The sequence below is a fragment of the Neolewinella xylanilytica genome, from assembly GCF_002934605.1.
GTDB lineage: Bacteria > Bacteroidota > Bacteroidia > Chitinophagales > Saprospiraceae > Neolewinella > Neolewinella xylanilytica.
On record NZ_PTJC01000006.1, the window covers coordinates 120,488 to 139,229 of the forward strand.

The window sequence follows — 18,742 nt, forward strand, 5'->3', positions numbered from 1 at the left end:
GTCATGAACCACGACAAGCTCGAAGATTTTATCCACCGTAATCGGGAGGAGTTCGACGGTGAGATGCCCCCCGCTGGGCTATGGGACCGGGTAGAAGCATCGATCACCGACTGCGGAGAGGAAGGTGCCGACCCGCTGGCATCGTTTATCGCTAAAAACCGGGACGCCTTCGACCTGGCCACCCCGCCCCCCAAAATTGCCGGAGCCCTCTTTGAAGAGGGTTCTCTGCAACGCAAGACGGCCCGCCGCCGCCGGATACTTAGCTATGCCCTCGGTGTCGCGGCTTCCCTGTTGTTGCTTTTTACGGTTTACCGTTTTGGTAACGCGACGGGCTTTGAAGCGGGGCAAGAGGAACAACGGGTGGCGGACCAACTCGAAAAGATGAATCCTGAGCTCGCCGAGGCAGAACGCTTTTACCAAAGTCGGATCCAGAGCGAATTTACGAAGGTGAAACAGGTAAACAACGACCCCCAGCTGCTCCGCGATCTCGCCCACATCGATGAGGCGACCGCTCAATTGCGTGCCGATTTGCTCCAAGTACCGGTGTCCCAGCGTCCCGTCCTGGTCAATCAGTTGATCTCCACCTACCGCACCAAGCTAGATATTTTGCTGCGCATTCAGCAGCATTTCCCTAATCCAAAACAGCCGGGCGACCTCGCACCGGATCGCAATACAGATGTCAATGAAAGCTAATTTATTAACCCTACTGCTGCTTGCCACCGTTCTCGGCCTCCGAGCGACGGACCGGCCCCCGGCGGATTTCGAAAAGAAGATCACCGAAACCTTTGCCATTGGCAACGACGGACGTGTCCGGCTCGATAATCGCTACGGTGAGATCAGAGTAACTACCTGGTCCCAGTCGAAAGTCAAAATTGACGTGCTCATCCAGGTTGATGCCAGGGACCAGGATGAGTTCGAAGACGTGCTCGACCGCATCGACGTAGCCCTATCGGGCGGTGGCAACTCGGTGTCTGCGGTTACCAGCATCAGTAGCAACCGGCGCAGCGACTCCTGGTGGAGCCTACTGACGGGGGGAAGCAGCTCCAGCGACTTCAAGATCTATTACGACGTGACCCTGCCGGCCTCCGTCACGCTAGAAGTAGATGCCCGCTACTGCGACGTTCAATTGCCAAGCCTGACCGGGGAAACCTTTCTCGACGTCGGCTACGGCGATCTCGTTGCCGGACGACTCAGCAACCGAACCGAAATGAAGATCAGCTACGGCTCGGCCCGGGTCGAGCGGATCGGTGATAACAGTACCGTGAACTTCCGTTACAGTGACGGCAGTATTCGGAATGCCGAGGACGTAAGCTACGATGGACGCTACAGCGAAGTTCGGTTTGGAACGGTAGGTGTACTCCGACTGGACGTCGGGTACGACGAAGTCCAGGTCGAAGCGGCGGAAGAAGTACATCTCGAAGGCAACTACAACGAACTGGCCGTCAAGCAAGCCACGACGGTCTCCATCTATGGTAGCTATACGGATATCAACCTCGGTACCATTACCCGCGCCGTCCAATTCGACGGCAACTACGGAGATCTGAAGGTCAACCGGCTGGTGGCCGGTTTCGAATCTGTCCGGATCAAAGCGTCATATTCGGATATACAAATCGATGTAGACCAGGAGGCAGGCCTGATACTCGACCTCCAGGCCCGGTACGGAGATATCACTGCACCTATCGATGCGTTGAGCCCACGGAACATCGGTAGTGAGGGAACCTCGGAATACGTGAAGGGAACCAAACCTGGTACCGGAAACGGACGCATCGAAATCTCGACGAATTATGGGGATATCGACATTTACTAATCGCCGCTGGCGTGGCCTACATCCAGTCAAAATGGGTAGTCGGCCGATCCGGGTGGCCTCCGCCAGTATGATCGGCCGAAAAGTCCCAATTGTAGCTATCGAGCTCGCGGATAGCGGCGGTAAGTAAGTGGATGCAGCCTACGATGTCCGCTGTGTTGGCCATCTCCGTAACCTGATGCATGTTTCGTAGAGGGATGCTGATTGCTCCGGCGATGCTGCCCTTTTTACCATACCGTTGCAGGGCGGCGGTGTCCGTTCCGCCGGCCGGTAACAATTCCAGCTGCGTCTGGATATCTTCGGTTTTCGACAGGCCCTTTAGGTAATTGACCATTCGGTAGTCGGAAATGACCGAACCGTCCAGGATCTTGATCGCCGCTCCGCCCCCCAAGCAGGTAACTTGCTCGCGTCCGGTACTTCCCGGTACGTCGTAGGCAATCGTAACGTCTAAGCCAAAACCGAAATCAGGGGAGATCTCCCCGACGCTGCCCATCGCGCCCCGCAGTCCGACCTCTTCCTGGACGGTAAAGGTGGCGTACAAATCGTAGGGAATGGCTACGCCTTGCAGGGCACGTAGGGTTTCCAGGAGAATGAATACCGATACCCGGTTGTCGAGCGATTTACCGGTAACGCAATCGCCGATTTTTACCAAGCTGCGCTCCCGGGTGATGGGATCACCTACGCCGATCAGTTTTTCGACTTCTTCCTTCGGTAATCCCGTATCGATGAAATAATCGCTGATGGGAACGACCTTGGTCCGCTCCTCGGTCTTCATGATGTGGATGGGCTTGCTGCCCATCACGCCCAGTACGTCCTGCCGGCCATGGATAATCACGCGCTGAGCGGTAAGCGTTTTGGGATCGAAGCCACCCAGGGGCAGAAAGCGCACGAAGCCCTTGCTGTCGATGTGGTTGACGATAAAGCCGATCTCGTCCATGTGGGCGGCCACCATGACGCGTTTGCGCTCCTTCCCCCGTTTCAGGGCAATGACGTTGCCCATGTTATCGATGGTGACCTCGTCAGCCAAGCCCTTCAGCTGTTCTAAAACAAGGTTGCGGATTCTCCGTTCGAATCCGGAAACGCCCGGCTCCTCACATATTCGTTTAAGTAACTGAAAGTTCTGCATACCTGAGTTTTGCGGCAAGGTGCAAAAGTAGGTTATTGTTGGGACAATTGTTTTACCTACCAATTAATCCACTTTGTCCCCGATCGGTGCCAGTAAAATCGCGCTGCCAGCCGCTTTGCCGGCGCGGCGACGGTTTGGAGACCGGGAAGATCCGCTCAACCCCGAGGGGGCACGAAACGTACCTACTCTTTTATAAAGCATACTATTTATGGACAGCATCAAAATCCTTTGGGCCGACGACGAGATCGACCTTTTCAAGCCACAAATGCTCTTTCTGCGCAACCGCGGCTACGAGGTCATTACCGTCACCAACGGACACGATGCGCTCGAAGAGATCGAGGGGGATAAGGACATCGACATCGTATTTCTCGACGAAAGTATGCCCGGCCTTACTGGGCTTGAGACGCTTGCACGGATCAAGGCGATCCTGCCTTCCATCCCCGTCGTGATGATCACGAAGAATGAGGCCGAAGACGTCATGGAGCAAGCCATCGGCAGCCAGATCGCCGATTACCTGATCAAACCCGTCAATCCGAGCCAGATTCTGCTGACCCTGAAAAAGATCGTCGACGAAAAGCGCCTGGTCCGGGAAAAGACCACCAGCGATTACCAGCAGGACTTTCGCCAGCTCCTCATGCAGATCAACAGCGGCCTGAACAAGGAGGAGTGGGTAGACACCTACAAAAAGATCATCAACTGGGAGCTTAAGCTGGACGATAGCAACAGCGACCAAATGGGGGAAATTCTCGCCGTGCAGAAGCGGGAAGCCAATGCCGAATTCTCCAAATACGTGGAGCGGAACTACATGGACTGGGTCAACGAGCAGGACGCTCCCATCATGTCACATAACCTGATGCGGGAAAAGGTCTTCCCGCATCTTAGCAAGGAGCGTCCTACGGTAATGGTACTCCTCGATAACATGCGTTACGACCAGTGGAAGGTCATCGAGCCCTACGTGACCGAGCTTTACCGGATCGAGGAGGAGGACTATTTCTACAGCATCCTGCCTACCGCTACCCAGTATAGCCGCAACGCCATCTTCGCGGGCATGTGGCCCGCCGAGATCGAGAAGCATTACAAAAACTGGTGGTTCAACGACAGCGAAGAAGGCGGTAAGAACAACCATGAGGCCGACCTGCTGGGCAAGCAAATGGAACGACTGCTCCGTAAGGTCGACTACAAATGGGACTACACTAAGGTCACCCGCACCAACTTCGCCCGGCAAATGCAGGATCGGGCGCTGGATTTCCTCAACAACGACTTCAGCGTCATCGTCTACAACTTCATCGATATGCTCAGTCACGCCCGGACGGAGATGGAGGTGCTAAAGGAGCTGGCCGGCGACGAAAAAGCCTACCGCAGCCTCACCCGCAGCTGGTTCGAGAATAGTCCGCTCTGGGCTACCCTGCGCCGTTTGGCGGAACGGGATATCAACCTCATCATCACCACCGACCACGGCACCATTCGAGTGAATACGCCCAGCCGGGTGGTCGGTGACCGCGATACCAGCACCAACCTTCGGTACAAGCTCGGCCGGAACCTGCAGTACGAGGAGAAAGACGTGCTCGAAGTGCGCGAACCGAAGGAGGCTAAGCTTCCCCGCCCGAACCTGAGCAGCAGCTTCATTTTTGCTAAGGAGGACAAGTTCTTCCTCTACCCGAATAGCTACAATTACTACAACAACTACTACCGGGACACCTTCCAGCACGGCGGCATCAGCCTGGAGGAGATCATCTGCCCGGTAGTGCGGTTGCGGACGCGGTAAAATGCGGCCTCCGGCCGCGCTGGAAACGACCTGCGCTTCATTGAGTAGGCCTCCTGCACACGCAAGTCCTTGCCCGGTTTCTAGTTCGGAGCCAATAGCTAGCACTGCTGCTGCGATCCCGGAGATATAGGGCTTTCCTTCCGTTGCCAATCGTTGCACCATGTTGGCGATTTCGCTACGGAATGCGGTAATTGGAGGCCGGAGTAGTCGCCGCGAAAGCACGGAATGCGTTCGATGAAAGCGGACGCCCCTTGCCTTTTTGTAGCCCGGGGAAAAGAAGTTAGCAGCGGTAGGCGAGGGCTACTACCGTTGATTGAAATGTAGTTCACCTGCGCTCCGGCGCCCTATCGCTTTCGGCCCACGGCCAGTAGGAGTTTGCGTATTTTTGAAGATGGGCAAACAACTCTCCTCCCTCACTCCGGATCTGACCAGCTTCATCCACCGCCAACCTATGTTCTTCGTGGCTACGGCACCGTTGGACGGGCGGGTGAACGTTTCCCCGAAGGGCATGGACTCGCTGCGCGTCCTGGCTCCTAACCGCATCATCTGGCTCAATGTGACCGGTAGCGGTAATGAAACGGCCGGCCACGTGCTGGAAAACGGGCGGATGACGCTGATGTGGTGTGCTTTCCGGGCCGCGCCGCTCATCCTGCGCACGTATGGAACGGCCCGGGTTATTTATCCCGGAGATATAGCGTGGGACGACTATGCCGGTCAGTTGCCCGAACGGGTGGGGGCCCGACAGATCTTCGAGCAGCAGATCGACACGGTGCAAACCAGCTGCGGTATGGCCGTCCCGCTGATGGATTTCGTCGACGACCGTGACGCACTGGATAAGTGGGCGGAACGCCAGGGGCCGGTCGGCCTGACCAACTACCGGCACGAGAAGAACCGGGTAACGCTGGATGGGCTGCCTACGGGGATTGAATAGCAGGCGGTACAGCGCCTCGCGGTCGCTGACTGCTGCGTGACCACCTGCCCGCCCCGATCCTTACCGGCGCGGGTGTTCCGTTCGTTGCGGAAGCGGTCCCGTTCCCCATTCCGTGTTCGGTTCCGGGCCCATCTGCAGGTGAAGTTCACCGCCCTTCAACAATTCGCCCGCGGGGAACCAGAAGGTTTGGAGCGACCTTCCGTTCAGGGTGGCGGACTGTACGTACTTGTTCCGGAAAGAGGTGTTTTCGGCGATGATGGTGAAAGTGGTGCCCCGACCGTAGCGCCGGCCGAGGTCAACGACCGTTCGTTCGTAAAGGGGGCTGCCGATCTCGTAAATGGGTTCCATTGACGTACCGCCGTCGGTTTGGAAGAGACCCAGGGCGGACAGTACGAACCAGGCACTCATCTGTCCCTGGTCTTCGTCGCCGAGGTAAGCATTAGAGGTGCCGAAGCCGTAGTAGCGATCCAGGATATCCCGGTTCCACCGCTGCGTCAGCCAGGGGCGTCCAGCCCAGTTGAAGAGATAGCTGAAGTGCATGGACTGCTGGTTGCCCTGAATGACGGGAAAATCCCAGTAGCGTTCGTTCGGGGCGTTGTAGCGCCAGGGGCTGCTGGCGCGGAAGCCATCGTCGAGGCGCCGGAGGAAGCGATCCCGGCCGATCAGGTCGACCAGGGCGGGTACGTCCTGGGGAACAAAGAAGGTTAGCTGCCAGGCGTTGCCCTCCGCATACTGGTGATTGCCCCCCGTCTGGAGGGGGTCAAAATCCGGGTACCATTCCCCCGCCGAGTTTCTGAGGCGGGCGAAGCCTACGGTGGTGTCGATCGCATTCCGCCACCAGTAAGCCCGGTCCATAAATTCAGCGTAGGCATCCCGTTTGCCCAGTGCTCCGGCAAACTGGGCCACCGCGTAGTCGTCGAAGGCGTACTCGAGGGTATTGGAGAAGCGGCCCTTATTGTAGGGGACGTAGTGATGTTGTAAATAAGTTTCCAGGTCACGGTTGCCCGCGAAGCCGTGGCCCACCGTATCGCCGGGGGTGGTCTGCATCTTGTGCACGGCCGAGAAGGCCTTTTCCGCGTCGAAGTCGCGAATCCCCATCTGATAGGCTCCTACGATGAGGGGGATCTCGTGCTCGGCCACCATGACCGGGATGTACTCCATGCCGGCGGGGCCCTTCGCCAGCCAGCCGTTGGCATCGTACATAGCGAGCTGGGAGCGGACCCACTTCGACGACCATTCGGGTACGACCAGGTTCCAGAATGGATTGAGGTTCCAGAACGTATTCCAGAAGGCATCACAGCCGAGGGCTACGGCGGTGGAATCCTCGAGTTTGCGGACGGTTTCCGTGGCATCCACCCAGCTGCCGTCCACGTCACTGAATATGTTGCGGCTCACGATGGCCCGGTACATGTTGGAGTAGAAACGCACCTTCTCCCGCCGGTCTGCCGTGGTGATGTCCACCCGTCCGAGCAGGTCGTTCCAGGTATCCTCCTGCTGCCGGCGGACGGCCGCGAAGTCCCAGCCGTAGGGTTGGCTGATCTCGCGGTGCAGATTTTCCTCCGCGTTGGCCACGCTAACGTAGGATACTCCGGTACGTACCTGGACGACCGGGTCGTCAGTGGTTGCAAACTCCACGATGGCAACGAGGTCCTCCGGGTGTTCGATGGTTAGGGAATCGCGGTCAGTCAGTAGGGTAGTATCTCCCGCGCCCGGCGCCGCGCCGTTACTCCACACGCTGAAGTTGCGGATGGGGCGATCGAATTCGATCGCAAAGTGCAGGGTGTAGGCCTGCTCGATGTCGTCCCAAGCTCGTTCGGCGTCACCGTCTTCCACCATCTCCCGGCGGTAGTGGCGCTCGCCCCAGACCCCGGGGGTGACCTGCCGACTGTAGCCGACGAGCTGGGAGGTACCCATTTTTTCCAAACGTACCTCCTCGATCCGGTACTCGTATTCGGCGGGGATCTTCAGGTCGACCAGAACCCGCGACTGCGTATCGCCGGCGGGGTAAGTGTACCGCTGGAAGCTGGCGCGGGTGGTTGCTGTCAGTTCGGCCCGGATGTCGTAATCGGTGAGTTCCACGGAGTAGTAGCCTAGCGGAGCCTGCTCCGTGGCCTTGTCGATGCGGGACCGGTACCCACTGTCTGGATCGGTCGGATCACCAATCTGGGTTTGCAGGGGGCCATTGGTCGGGAGCATGCCGAGCCCGGCCATGGTCCATTCGTGGACGTGGCTGAAGGTGCCGACGTTTTCGAAGGTAGGCTGGTAGCCGGCCTGCCAGCCGGAATGTTGATTGTCGGGGCTGATCTTGACCATACCGAAGGGCATCCAGGGGCCGGGGGCAATCATCCAGCGGGAGTGGCCGGTACCGATGCGGGTATCGACGTAGCCGGCCGGGGTGATAACGGGGCGGGGCGACCGCTCCATCGTGCCGCGCGCAATGACGGAGTCGTTCACTAGAATCGTGTACCGGCTGCTCCGGGCACTCGTTACGGCCGGGACGGGTACCTCGAATTGATGCCGACCGTGCTCGACGCGCTGGGTGAGCCGGTCCTGATCGTCTACCCGAACGCGCAAGGTAGGTGCTCCGTGCAGATGTTGTACGTCGACCAGTAGCGGTTGGTAGCGCGTGCCGGCGCGCTCGATTTCGTAGTCGACGGCCTGTGCACCGTAGAGAAACAGGGGACCGGACTCGGCCAGTTCAGCTCCCTCCGGTCCGGATAGCGCCACGTAGTCAAAAACGAGCCAACTGCCGGTCAGGCTGGTGATCTCCACGACGTTGCCGCCCGCGCGCAAGTCCCCCGGGTTGAGCGACACGGTCTGCGTCTGGAGTCGGGAGCGGCCGCCCGCACCGGTAAGGGCATCGTCGCTGAGCCCCGGTGCGAGCTGAAATTTTTCTACCCGATCGTTTACGGTGATCCGGACCTGGGGAGGATCGTCCGGACTTGCATCCAGCACGCCCAGTTTAAGCTCCCACGGGCCCGGCAAGGGCGTCCCCGCCAGATTGAAGAGCAGGTTGAGGGCGTGGGGGCGGATACCGGCGAGCGACGACGTGCCGCCCCAATAGTCGACCGTACCGGGCAGCACGTAGGGGAAGCTGCGGGCGATCGTGTCGCGGCCGATCATGAAGTAGCGGTCTTCCCACCCGAAATCTTCCGCGAGGAAGCGGGGGTAGTCATCCGGGGCGAGAGCAAACTCCCGGGCGCTGCCGTCGGGTTCGCCGAGCTGCCACACGGTCGACTGAGCGGGCAGGGGCGGCGGAAAAAGGGTTAGCAGCAGGACGAAAAGCGCGATCAGCGGCGCGGGGGACGTAGGCATGCCTGAATGTAACAACTAAACCCATTTAGTAAGGTCTCCAGCGGGTATGCAAGTCCTGGGCGTACCGGTCTTCGTACATTTCCGCCGTGTTACTTCCTTACCACACCGAGGGTCGACGGGAAGCCGGCTGCGACGAAGCCGGTCGCGGTTGCCTGGCGGGTCCCGTCTTCGCGGCCGCGGTGATCCTGCCGTCGGGCTACGATAATCCCCGGCTCAACGACAGCAAAAAGCTGGATGAGCGGGCCCGTAACGCGTTGCGCGCCGAGATCGAAGCGGATGCCCTGGCCTGGTCGGTGGCGACCTGTACGGTGGAGGAGATCGATCGCTACAACATCTTCCAATCCAGCTACCGGGCGATGCACCGGGCGATCGACAGCCTGACCGAACGGCCGGACTTTTTGCTGATCGACGGTAAGTTCTTCGTGCCGCACGCGGATTTAGACCATTGCTGCGTCATCAAGGGGGACGGGAAGTACCAGTCCATTGCCGCCGCCGGTATCCTGGCTAAGACGCACCGTGACGAGTATATGCTGGGCTTACACGCCGCTTACCCCCAGTTCGCCTGGAATACCAACCAGGGGTATCCCACCCGGGCCCACCGGGCGGCTATCGAAAGCCACGGCGCTACGGTCCACCACCGCCGGAGTTTTACCCTGCTGCCCGGTGGAAAGCAGTACCGTCTGTTCGAATAGGGGGGCGGCGAACGAAATAGGGAGTACTATTGTACTACGGTATTAGAAAGCTGGCCACGTCAGCCACTACCGTACTACCAAGGTGGCACAGCCACCGACCACCGATCTCATTATGGATATAGTTGCCATCGTAGGCCGCCCGAACGTCGGGAAATCGACCCTTTTTAACCGCCTCATTGGCGAGCGCCAGAGTATCGTCGACAACCAGAGCGGCGTGACCCGTGACCGGCAGTACGGCCAGAGCCACTGGAATGGCAAGGAATTCGCTGTGGTGGATACCGGCGGATTCGTGCGCAACAGCGATGATGTCTTCGAAGCCGCCATCCGTGACCAGGTGGAAATCGCCATTGAGGAAGCAAACGTCATCATTTTCATGGTCGACGTTACTACGGGCATTACCGACCTGGACGAGGAGGTGGCTCAAATGCTGCGGCGGGCGGAAAAACCCGTCATCCTGGCCGTGAACAAGGTCGATAACAATCAACGGCAACTGGAGGCCAACGAATTTTGGTCGCTGGGCTTCGAGCAAACCTTCTTCCTTTCCTCCATCACGGGTAGCGGCACCGGGGATCTGCTCGACGTAGCCGTGGAATACGTCACCCAACGGGAGGAGGAGCCGACCGAGCTGATGCAACTGGCGATCGTGGGGCAGCCGAACGCGGGTAAATCCAGCTTTATCAACGCCCTGTTGGGGGAGGAGCGGAACATCGTCACCGACATAGCCGGTACGACCCGCGACAGCGTCAACAGCCACTACAACAAGTTCGGTAAGGAATTCATCCTCATCGACACCGCGGGTATTCGGAAGAAGGCGAAGGTGCACGAAAACCTGGAGTACTACTCGGTGATGCGGGCAATCCGGGCCATTGAAAAGGCGGACGTGTGCGTCCTGATGATCGATGCTACCGACAATGTGGAAAGCCAGGATTTGGCCATCTTCCGGCTAGCCCAACGGAATAACAAGGGCATCGTCATCGCCATCAACAAGTGGGACCTGGTGCCCAATAAGGAAACGAACACCGCCCGCGACTACGAGGCCGAAATACGCCGCCGCTTCGCCCCCTTCAACGACCTGCCCGTCGTCTTCATGAGCGTTACCGAAAAGCAGCGCATCATGAAGGTAATCGAGGCCGCCGAAGAGGTCTACGCCAACCGTACCCGCCGCATTCCTACCTCCAAGCTCAACGACGTGATGTTGCCCGCCATCGAGCGGTTCAATCCGCCGGCTTCGCGGGGACGGGTTATTTCGATCAAATTCGTTTCCCAGTTGCCGTTGGCCTATCCGGCCTTCGCCTTTTTCTGCAATCATCCTCAGCACATCAAGGAGAGCTACAAGAACTACCTCGAGAACCAGCTGCGGGAAAACTTTGATTTTACGGGGGTTCCGATTACTATTTTCTTTCGGCAGAAGTAGGGGGGGGGTAGGCTTTTAGTCGGGTAGGCTTTTAGTCTTTTAGTCGGGTAGTCTTTTAGTTGGGTAGTCTTTTAGGCTTTTAGTCGGGTAGTCTTTTAGTTGGGTAGCTTTTTCGGGGGCGTACACTTTTTCTGGTAGACTTTTGGTCTGCTGGTATTTTTAGTGCCTGGGGCGGCGGTGCGCAGGAGCGAACTGATCCGGGAAGGTTTAGCCAGTTGAAGGCGATTCACTTGGTACGGTTCCACGTAGCGTCCACTTTAGTGGACTGGCTGCTTAGCCTGCTTGTTGGCTGGTCGAATATCGTTTGAGCATCTTCCTGTCGAAAGCAGCATGACGGCTCAGGCCTTCCCACGTAGCGTCCCCTTTAGTGGACTGGCTGCTTAGGGCACTTACTGTCTGGTTGAATTTCGCTTGAGCCTTTTCTGTCGATAGCAGCTTGACGGCTAAAGCCGTCGCTACGGAAGGTCGCCTTACCTTGCCCCGTATGCAGCTGACCGTGCACCCCTTCGATCTCCCATTGCGTGACGCTTTCCGCACCACCCACGAAAGCCGGACGGTGCAACCTACCCTGATCGTGCGTATCCATGCCGATGGGCTCGACGGTTTGGGGGAGGCGCCGATGACGCGCTACTATGGTTTGGAAAGCCAACGGTGTAAAGGGGAATTGGAAGCTGTTGCTCCTGCGCTCGCCGCCCTTGACCTACGGGATTTGGCGCGGGGCGGAGTAGGAGAGGTGCTGAAACGAATCGGTACGGAAACGCTGAATCCGTTTTTGCGCTGCGCCCTCGATGTGGCCTTACACGACCTCTGGGCCAAGCAGCAGGGTAAACGCCTCGGACTTCTTTGGGACCAGGATCGCCTTCGCCGGATCCCGACTTGCTACACCATCGGGCTGGCCCCGATTGAGGAAATGGTGCGCAAGCTCAGGGCCTTCCCCTGGCCGGTGTACAAGATTAAACTCGGTGGGGGAGCGGACGACCTGGACATCATCCGGAAGCTGCGGGAACACACTGACGCTCCGTTCTACGTCGACGCTAATACGGGGTGGACCGCCCGTCAGGCAATCGAACTTTCCGGTCCGTTACGGGAGCTCGGTGTCGTGTTTATCGAGCAACCCCTTCCCACCGCCGATCGGGCGGGACAGGCGGAAGTGATCAAGCACGCCGTACTGCCGGTCCTGGCGGACGAGAGCTGCCAGACGGAGGGCGATGTGGAAAAGTGTGCCGGGGTGTTTTCCGGAATCAACATCAAAATCGTGAAGTGCGGGGGCCTGTTGCCGGCCCGTAGGATGATCGCCCGCGCCCGCTCGCTGGGGCTGCAGGTCATGGCAGGCTGCATGACCGAGAGCAGCGTGGGCATCAGCGCCATTGCCCAATTGCTCCCCGAACTGGACTACGCCGACATGGACGGAGCCATGTTACTGGCCGAGGATCCGGCGCGCGGGGTGACCTTTGACCCCCTGACCGGATACGCCCGGTATCCGGATGAGCCAGGAACGGGAGCGGTTCTGAAAGTGGCTACGCGGGGTCCGGGCGGGTGAGCCTTCTGCTTAACTTTTTGGTGCAAACTTATTAGTAAGGACAGGACTTCTAGCAGGGTAAACCATTAGCTAACATCGCATGTATCTCACCCTCACCCGCCTTCCTTTTCTGCTTTCGCTATTTATCCTAAGCTTACTGATTTCCACTTGTGCCACCAATCCGGTAACCGGAAAGCGGCAACTTTCGCTCATTTCAGAGGAAAGCGAAATCCAAATGGGCCAGGAATACGACCCGCAGGTGGTGGCGGAATTCGGCATTTACGAAGACCCGGAACTACAAAGCTTCTTGCGGGAAAAAGGCAACGAAATGGCTGCCATTTCCGAGCGCCCGAACCTTCCCTGGACCTTCCGCCTGGTGGATTCCGAAGTCGTCAATGCCTTTGCCGTACCCGGAGGCTTCGTTTACTTCACCCGGGGAATTATGGCCCACTTCAACAACGAGGCGCAGTTCGCGGGTGTGCTCGGTCATGAGATCGGCCACGTAACCGCCCGCCATACCGTAGCCCAGCAGAGCAAGCAGCAGCTGGCGCAAATCGGTCTCGTAGGCGGGATGATCCTGTCTCCCGAACTGGCCAGCCAGGGGCAAACCCTCATGCAGGGTATGCAACTGCTTTTTCTCAAGTTCGGTCGCGACGCGGAAAGCCAGTCAGATGAGTTGGGCGTGAAGTATTCCACGGCAATCGGCTACGATGCCAAGGAGATGGCCGGCTTCTTCGGCACGCTTGACCGACTGAGCGGGGGAGAAGAGAATCGCGCGCCAACCTTCTTGAGCACGCACCCCGATCCGCTGAACCGCGAGGCCCGCGTAGAGGAGCTTGCCCAAATCGCCCAGAATGAGAGTGCTCGTGACTACGAGGTGGACCGGAACGGATATCTGCGTAGAATCGACGGGTTACTCTACGGCGAGGATCCGAATCAGGGTTACGTTCAGTCCGGTGCCTTTTACCACCCTGCCCTCCGGTTCAATTTCACGATTCCGCAGAGCTGGAAACTGATCAACTCGCCTACCATGGTGCAGATGGTCGCGCCGGACCAAAACGCGATTATGCAAATGCGTCTGGCGGAAGGCACCGACCCGACGGCCGCCGCCCAGAGTTTCGTGCAACAAAATAAATTACAGGTCTCCAGCACTAGCGAGCAGGCCATCAACGGCCTCCCCGCGGTCACGATCCTGGGCGACATCAGCCAGCAGAACGAGCAAGGGCAAACCGCTACACTGCGCACGATCACCAGCTTCATTTCTTACGGAGGAAATATCTACATGATGTCCGGTCTAAGCATGGCCCAGGATTTCAATAAGTACGCCCGGGAGATGGAGGGAAGCATCCGAAGCTTCGCCGAGCTCACCGACCAAAGCAAGCTGAATCGCAAACCCGAACGGATCAAGATCGTGGAAGTCAATCAGGCCGGTACACTACAGCAGGCGCTGCTCAATGCCGGGGTGCCGCAAGCCCGACTCGAGGAGTTCGCCATACTCAACGGTTTGGAGCTGAGCAACCAGTTGCCCGCGGGTTACCTGATCAAGGCATTCAGCGGGGGATCGGAAAACCTTCCCCGGTAAACGGCGGAAACGTTAAGGAACCTGGCCCAAGCCGGCCGTATTGCGTACGGCAGAGGTGGAGCGCTCGGAAGTAGAGCCGAGGGCCTGGTAGGCGGCGGCGTGCATTTTGATGCGGGTATCCAGCTGGTTGAGCTTGTTGTTTTCCATATTCGGATAGGTCCGGTTGGAAAGAAAAACGTAGACGAGTTCTTCCGCGGGGTCTACCCACACGGCCGTGCCGGTGAAACCCAGGTGGCCGAAGGCGCGGGCAGAGGCGTCTTCCGCCATATTCAGACTCCGGTCTTCGTCCAGTTGCTTCATATCAAAGCCGAGGCCCCGCCGTAGATCGTCTGCGTAGCGGGTGGTGAACTGCTGAATGGTTTCCGGCTTCAGGTACCGCTTGCCGCCGTACGTTCCTTCCTGCAAAAGCATCTGGAAGAGGGCCGCGACGTCGTGGGCGGAGCCGAATAGCCCGGCGTGTCCACTCACACCGCCCATCATACCGGCGCCCATGTCGTGGACGTAGCCCTGGACGGTGCACATCCGAAAATAATCGTCTACTTCTGTGGGGGGAATCCGGTCGCGGTCGATAGATCGTAGCGGATTGAACGTGAGGGATTCCAGGCCCATGGGGCGGTAAAAATGCCGGGCGGCGTACTCGTTGACCGTGAGGCCGCTGACCCGGTCGATGAGTTTGGCCATCAGGTAAAAGCCGAGGTCGCTATACCGGTACTTACCGACATTGGGCAGGGGGCTATCGTAGATTCGCTGCCACACGCTGTCGATGCAGACCTTATTCATAAAGAGGTTGTCGGTTACCGGCACCACGAAGTTTCCGGTTTGGGCGGTGCGGTAGAACTGGGAGCTGGGCTTGGGATAGCGTCCCGGAGTGAGGGTGTATTTATAGAAGGGGATCCAAGCGGACAATCCGGCGCGGTGGGCGAGGACGGCCCGAATTTTGAGATTTTCCTTATTGGTGCCTTCGAGTTCCGGCAGGTAGAAACCCAGCGGTTTATCGATATCGATTCGGCCTTCGTCCACCAGCTTCATGATGCAGAGGGTAGTGGCCGCTACCTTGGTGACGGAGGCTAGGTCATAGACGTCGTTGGTGGAAACGGCTTGCTCGCGGGCGTAGGTATGGTGGCCGTAGGCTTTCTCGAAGACTACTTTGCCACTTCGGGCGACGAGTACCACCATTCCCGGGGTAGCCTTCTCCCGGATGGCCTCTCTTGCCAATACATCGATCTTGGAAGCGAGTTGCTCGCCGTTCACCCCTACGCTTTCGGGGTTAGCGTAGCCCATCCGGAAATTGGCGGTGGTTTCCAGGCCGGCATTATAAGGAGCCGCCTTACTGGCGGTTACGGGCAGGCGACCGGTAATGCGGGTGGCTCCGAAGAGCGCCTGGGCGGCGGCATCCTGGGCGACTTCGTCCCGGGTATAGGCTTCCAGCACGGTGCCGAAGCCGTCCAGCGCGGCCAGGCTGTAGGGGTTCCCGAAAACGGTAACCACCAGTTTGCTTTTTTGGTCGATTGCCTTTAGGAGTCGCAGGACCTCGTCGCTAACCGGCACTTTTTCGATAAAGCGGCTCCCATCGCTGTAGAGGCTGACCACTACTACGTCCTCCCCGTCGACACGTTGGAGGATCTGCTGCTGTTCGGTGGCGGTAGGTTTTACTCCCGTAGTGAGATGCGTAATCTGGCCGTAATCGTCGAGCCGGGTAGTGAACGCGCTGGATTGAGGGCTGCCGATACGCAAGGAAACGATTTTACCAGTTTCGGGGGTGGCAATGGGCACCAGCTTCTCCTTGTCGCGTACGAGGGTCATAGCGGCTTCGTACAGGTCTTGTTTCAGGGATTTGGCGGCGGCGGTATTCAGTTCCGAGCGGAGGTTCTCTGCGGCGGGGAAGCTGGCCCGGTTGAGGCCGAGGCGGTATTTGGAGAGCAATACCCGGCGCACCTTTTCCTCCAGTTTTGCCGGTGGAATCTTGCCCTCGGCTACGTAGCGTTTGATCGTTTCGAAGGAAGCGGCAATATCCTCCGGTAGCAGCAGGATATCGGATCCGGCCGCGATGGCTTCGGCTTCCACTTCACCGGGCTGGTAGTGCTTGGTCACCCCTTTCATTTCGAGGCCATCGGTGAAAATGAGGCCGTTAAAGCCCAACTCGTCGCGGAGCAGATCCGATACAATGGGTTTGCTAAGCGAGGAGGGGCGGTTCGGACGCGGATCCAGCGCCGGAATCTGCAAATGCGCGGCCATGATGCTACCAATGCCGTAGCGGACCAGCGCCCGGAAAGGGTAGAGCTCGATGCTGTCGAGGCGGGCCAGGGAGTGCTTGATGACGGGCAGGTCAAGGTGGCTGTCGACGTCCGTATCCCCGTGACCGGGAAAGTGCTTGGCGCTCGCGAGGATGCCATTATCCTGCAGCCCCTTCATGTACATGTATCCCTTTGCCGTGACGTTGTAGCGGTCTTCACCGAAGGAGCGGGTAGCGATGACGGGGTTTTCGGGGTTGTTGTTAACGTCCAGTACCGGGCTGAAGGAGACGTTCACTCCGAGGCGGTGCATTTGGCGGGCGATCTCGGTCGCCATGTCGTAGATCAGCTGGTTGTTGCGGATGGCACCGAGGGCGAGTTGCTTCGGGAAGGAGATGGTCTGGTCGGGCAGGCGCATGCCGAGTCCCCATTCGGCGTCCATACTCACCATCAGCGGGAGGTGGCTCAGGGCCTGATATTGATTCGTTAACTCGAGTTGCTTTTCGGGTGTACCCTGGAAGAAGCAGACCCCGCCGACGTGGTAGTTCTCAATTTGACTAACGACTTCGGCTACGTGATCGGGGCCCAAATCGGAATGGGCCCGAATCATGAACAGCTGGCCCAGTCGCTGATCTTCCGACATGGAAGTGTAGACGGAATCGACCCACTTTCGTTCCGTGGGGGTAAGTTGGGAAAGATCGGCCTCATAAACTTGCTGGGCGCGTACCGTTACCGAGAGCACGGCCATAACCGCAAGTAAAACCCGGGAGAAGTGTTCGTTCATTATACTGGGGGAAATAGTAAGCTGGAAGTGTCAATAATCAAAAAGCCGTAGCCATACCCGTTACGGAAATGGCATGATCGGTCGGACCACCCAACTACTCCGTTACAGGTATCTATAACGGCCTTAATATACACTTACGGTGTAAGCGAACCCCTAATTATTTGGTAAAACTTACAAACCCCTCAATCTGCTCCGGTCAAACTCGCGATTTGTGAACAGAATTATCAGCCCACCAGCTCGCCGGAGTATAGCGGAAATTGCTCCATGTAGGCGTTAACCTCTCCCCGGACGCGGTCGAGGGTGCTTTCGTCTTCCGGGTTTTTGACGATTTCATCGATCCAGGCTACCGTTTTCCGGCAATCCGCTTCCCGGAAACCCCGCGTCGTAATGGCCGCGGTGCCGATTCGGATGCCACTGGTGACCATGGCCGACTTCTTATCGAAGGGTACCATGTTCTTGTTGAGCGTGATGTCGGCCTTTCCCAGGGCAATTTCAGCATCGCGACCCGTGATGTCCTTGTTGCTCAGGTCGATCAGCATACTGTGGTTGTCGGTACCGCCGCTGATGATGTGATAGCCGCGATCTACGAGTGCTTCGGCCATGGCCCGTGCATTGGCGATGACTTGCTTTCCGTAGGCTTTCCAACCCTCGCTCAGGCACTCTCCGAAGGCTACGGCTTTGCCGGCGATAACGTGCTCGAGCGGTCCGCCCTGCATGCCGGGGAATACCGCGCTGTTAAGGATGGTGCTCATTTGGATCACCTTGCCCTTCTTGGTTTTGCGGCCCCAGGGGTTGTCGAAATCCTTGCCCAGCATGATGATCCCACCGCGTGGCCCGCGCAGGGTTTTGTGGGTGGTGCTGGTTACGATGTGGCAGTGGGGGAGGGGATCGTTGAGCAATCCGGCGGCGATGAGCCCAGCTGGGTGGGCGATATCCGCCAGGAGCAATGCGCCTACTTCATCGGCAATTTCGCGGAAGCGGGCGTAATCCCAGTCGCGGCTATAGGCCGAGGCCCCGCAAATAATCAGTTTGGGTTGGACCTCCCGCGCCTTTTCGGCTACTTTGTCCATATCGATCCGGCCGGTCGCTTCCTCGACCCCGTAGAAGTTGGCCTGGTAATTCTTCCCGCTGAAATTAGCCGGGTGGCCATGGCTCAGGTGACCGCCGTGGGCCAGGCTGAAACCTAGTGTTTTGTCACCCGGCTGAAGGCAGGCCAGAAAGACCGCCGCGTTGGCCTGGGCACCGGAGTGGGGCTGTACGTTGGCATATTCCGCACCGAACAGTTGACAGAGGCGATCGATGGCCAGTTGCTCGACCTGGTCGACGATTTCGCAACCTCCGTAGTACCGTTTTCCGGGGTACCCTTCCGCGTATTTGTTCGTCAGGCAGCTTCCCATGGCTTCCATTACGGCGGCGCTCGTGAAGTTTTCGGAAGCGATGAGTTCGATGCCTTGGCGCTGGCGTTCGAGTTCCCGTTGGATTAGGTCGAAGACGGCGGTATCGCGGTTCATGGGGTGGGGATTTTGCGTGGGCGCAAAGCTACGCCCTTACCGGGACTTTGACCTTGCATTTGCCCCCC

The 18,742-nt window shown here is 58.4% G+C and carries 12 protein-coding genes; 8 read left to right on the top strand and 4 right to left on the bottom strand.

Translation table 11 applies throughout. The features are described 5' to 3' along the window. Positions 1-3 precede the first annotated feature (3 nt). Positions 4-693: a hypothetical protein gene (locus CLV84_RS09825; protein ID WP_104419623.1), complete on the top strand. Its 690-nt coding sequence runs from the start codon at positions 4-6 to the stop codon at positions 691-693. Beyond that, positions 683-1,807 (top strand): DUF4097 family beta strand repeat-containing protein, encoded by a 1,125-nt coding sequence (locus CLV84_RS09830; protein ID WP_170067651.1) that lies wholly within the window; start codon positions 683-685, stop codon positions 1,805-1,807. The genes CLV84_RS09825 and CLV84_RS09830 overlap by 11 nt, the downstream gene beginning before the upstream one ends. A 16-nt stretch (positions 1,808-1,823) precedes the next feature. Here CLV84_RS09830 and CLV84_RS09835 read toward each other — a convergent pair whose 3' ends face one another. Beyond that, complete coding sequence (locus CLV84_RS09835; RefSeq protein ID WP_104419625.1) at positions 1,824-2,930, bottom strand: M42 family metallopeptidase; 1,107 nt, start codon at positions 2,928-2,930, stop codon at positions 1,824-1,826. A 208-nt stretch (positions 2,931-3,138) separates the two neighbouring features. Here CLV84_RS09835 and porX point away from each other — a divergent pair, with 208 nt between their 5' ends. Together porX and CLV84_RS09845 are read left to right on the top strand one after the other, a co-directional pair. After that, complete coding sequence (porX, locus tag CLV84_RS09840) at positions 3,139-4,695, top strand: T9SS response regulator signal transducer PorX (RefSeq protein ID WP_104419626.1); 1,557 nt, start codon at positions 3,139-3,141, stop codon at positions 4,693-4,695. A 391-nt stretch (positions 4,696-5,086) separates the two neighbouring features. Continuing rightward, positions 5,087-5,626: a pyridoxamine 5'-phosphate oxidase family protein gene (locus CLV84_RS09845; RefSeq protein ID WP_104419627.1), complete on the top strand. Its 540-nt coding sequence runs from the start codon at positions 5,087-5,089 to the stop codon at positions 5,624-5,626. A gap of 60 nt (positions 5,627-5,686) precedes the next feature. Here the strand turns inward: CLV84_RS09845 and CLV84_RS09850 are convergent, their stop codons facing one another. Then, positions 5,687-8,941 (bottom strand): GH92 family glycosyl hydrolase, encoded by a 3,255-nt coding sequence (locus tag CLV84_RS09850; RefSeq protein WP_104419628.1) that lies wholly within the window; start codon positions 8,939-8,941, stop codon positions 5,687-5,689. Positions 8,942-9,027: 86 nt separating this feature from the next. On the opposite strand from CLV84_RS09850, the gene CLV84_RS09855 reads away from it, so the two are divergent. The 4 genes from CLV84_RS09855 (at position 9,028) to CLV84_RS09870 (ending at position 14,148) form a co-directional block, all read left to right on the top strand. Next, positions 9,028-9,633: a ribonuclease HII gene (locus CLV84_RS09855; RefSeq protein WP_104419629.1), complete on the top strand. Its 606-nt coding sequence runs from the start codon at positions 9,028-9,030 to the stop codon at positions 9,631-9,633. Positions 9,634-9,742: 109 nt separating this feature from the next. Next, complete coding sequence (gene der / locus CLV84_RS09860; RefSeq protein ID WP_104421157.1) at positions 9,743-11,047, top strand: ribosome biogenesis GTPase Der; 1,305 nt, start codon at positions 9,743-9,745, stop codon at positions 11,045-11,047. Between the two features lie 484 nt (positions 11,048-11,531). After that, positions 11,532-12,587: a dipeptide epimerase gene (locus tag CLV84_RS09865; RefSeq protein ID WP_104419630.1), complete on the top strand. Its 1,056-nt coding sequence runs from the start codon at positions 11,532-11,534 to the stop codon at positions 12,585-12,587. A 79-nt stretch (positions 12,588-12,666) separates the two neighbouring features. Next, a complete protein-coding gene (locus CLV84_RS09870; RefSeq protein WP_170067652.1) occupies positions 12,667-14,148 on the top strand; it encodes a M48 family metalloprotease in 1,482 nt (493 codons plus the stop codon). A 12-nt stretch (positions 14,149-14,160) separates the two neighbouring features. On the opposite strand, the gene CLV84_RS09875 is transcribed toward CLV84_RS09870, so the two are convergent. Together CLV84_RS09875 and glyA are read right to left on the bottom strand one after the other, a co-directional pair. Next, positions 14,161-17,127 (bottom strand): glycoside hydrolase family 3 N-terminal domain-containing protein, encoded by a 2,967-nt coding sequence (locus tag CLV84_RS09875; protein WP_245911468.1) that lies wholly within the window; start codon positions 17,125-17,127, stop codon positions 14,161-14,163. 260 nt (positions 17,128-17,387) lie between these two features. Beyond that, positions 17,388-18,674, bottom strand: coding sequence for a serine hydroxymethyltransferase (gene glyA, locus CLV84_RS09880; RefSeq protein ID WP_104419632.1), 1,287 nt, complete (start codon positions 18,672-18,674; stop codon positions 17,388-17,390). Positions 18,675-18,742 lie beyond the last annotated feature (68 nt).

Bases quoted from the DNA above. Each gene is read 5' to 3' on its own strand.
- CLV84_RS09865 (WP_104419630.1), top strand. From the start codon at position 11,532: ATGCAGCTGACCGTGCACCCCTTCGATCTCCCATTGCGTGACGCTTTC.
- CLV84_RS09830 (WP_170067651.1), top strand. From the start codon at position 683: ATGAAAGCTAATTTATTAACCCTACTGCTGCTTGCCACCGTTCTCGGC.
- CLV84_RS09835 (WP_104419625.1), bottom strand. From the start codon at position 2,930: ATGCAGAACTTTCAGTTACTTAAACGAATATGTGAGGAGCCGGGCGTT.
- CLV84_RS09875 (WP_245911468.1), bottom strand. From the start codon at position 17,127: ATGGCCGTGCTCTCGGTAACGGTACGCGCCCAGCAAGTTTATGAGGCC.
- CLV84_RS09850 (WP_104419628.1), bottom strand. From the start codon at position 8,941: ATGCCTACGTCCCCCGCGCCGCTGATCGCGCTTTTCGTCCTGCTGCTA.
- CLV84_RS09845 (WP_104419627.1), top strand. From the start codon at position 5,087: ATGGGCAAACAACTCTCCTCCCTCACTCCGGATCTGACCAGCTTCATC.
- porX (WP_104419626.1), top strand. From the start codon at position 3,139: ATGGACAGCATCAAAATCCTTTGGGCCGACGACGAGATCGACCTTTTC.
- CLV84_RS09870 (WP_170067652.1), top strand. From the start codon at position 12,667: ATGTATCTCACCCTCACCCGCCTTCCTTTTCTGCTTTCGCTATTTATC.
- CLV84_RS09825 (WP_104419623.1), top strand. From the start codon at position 4: ATGAACCACGACAAGCTCGAAGATTTTATCCACCGTAATCGGGAGGAG.
- glyA (WP_104419632.1), bottom strand. From the start codon at position 18,674: ATGAACCGCGATACCGCCGTCTTCGACCTAATCCAACGGGAACTCGAA.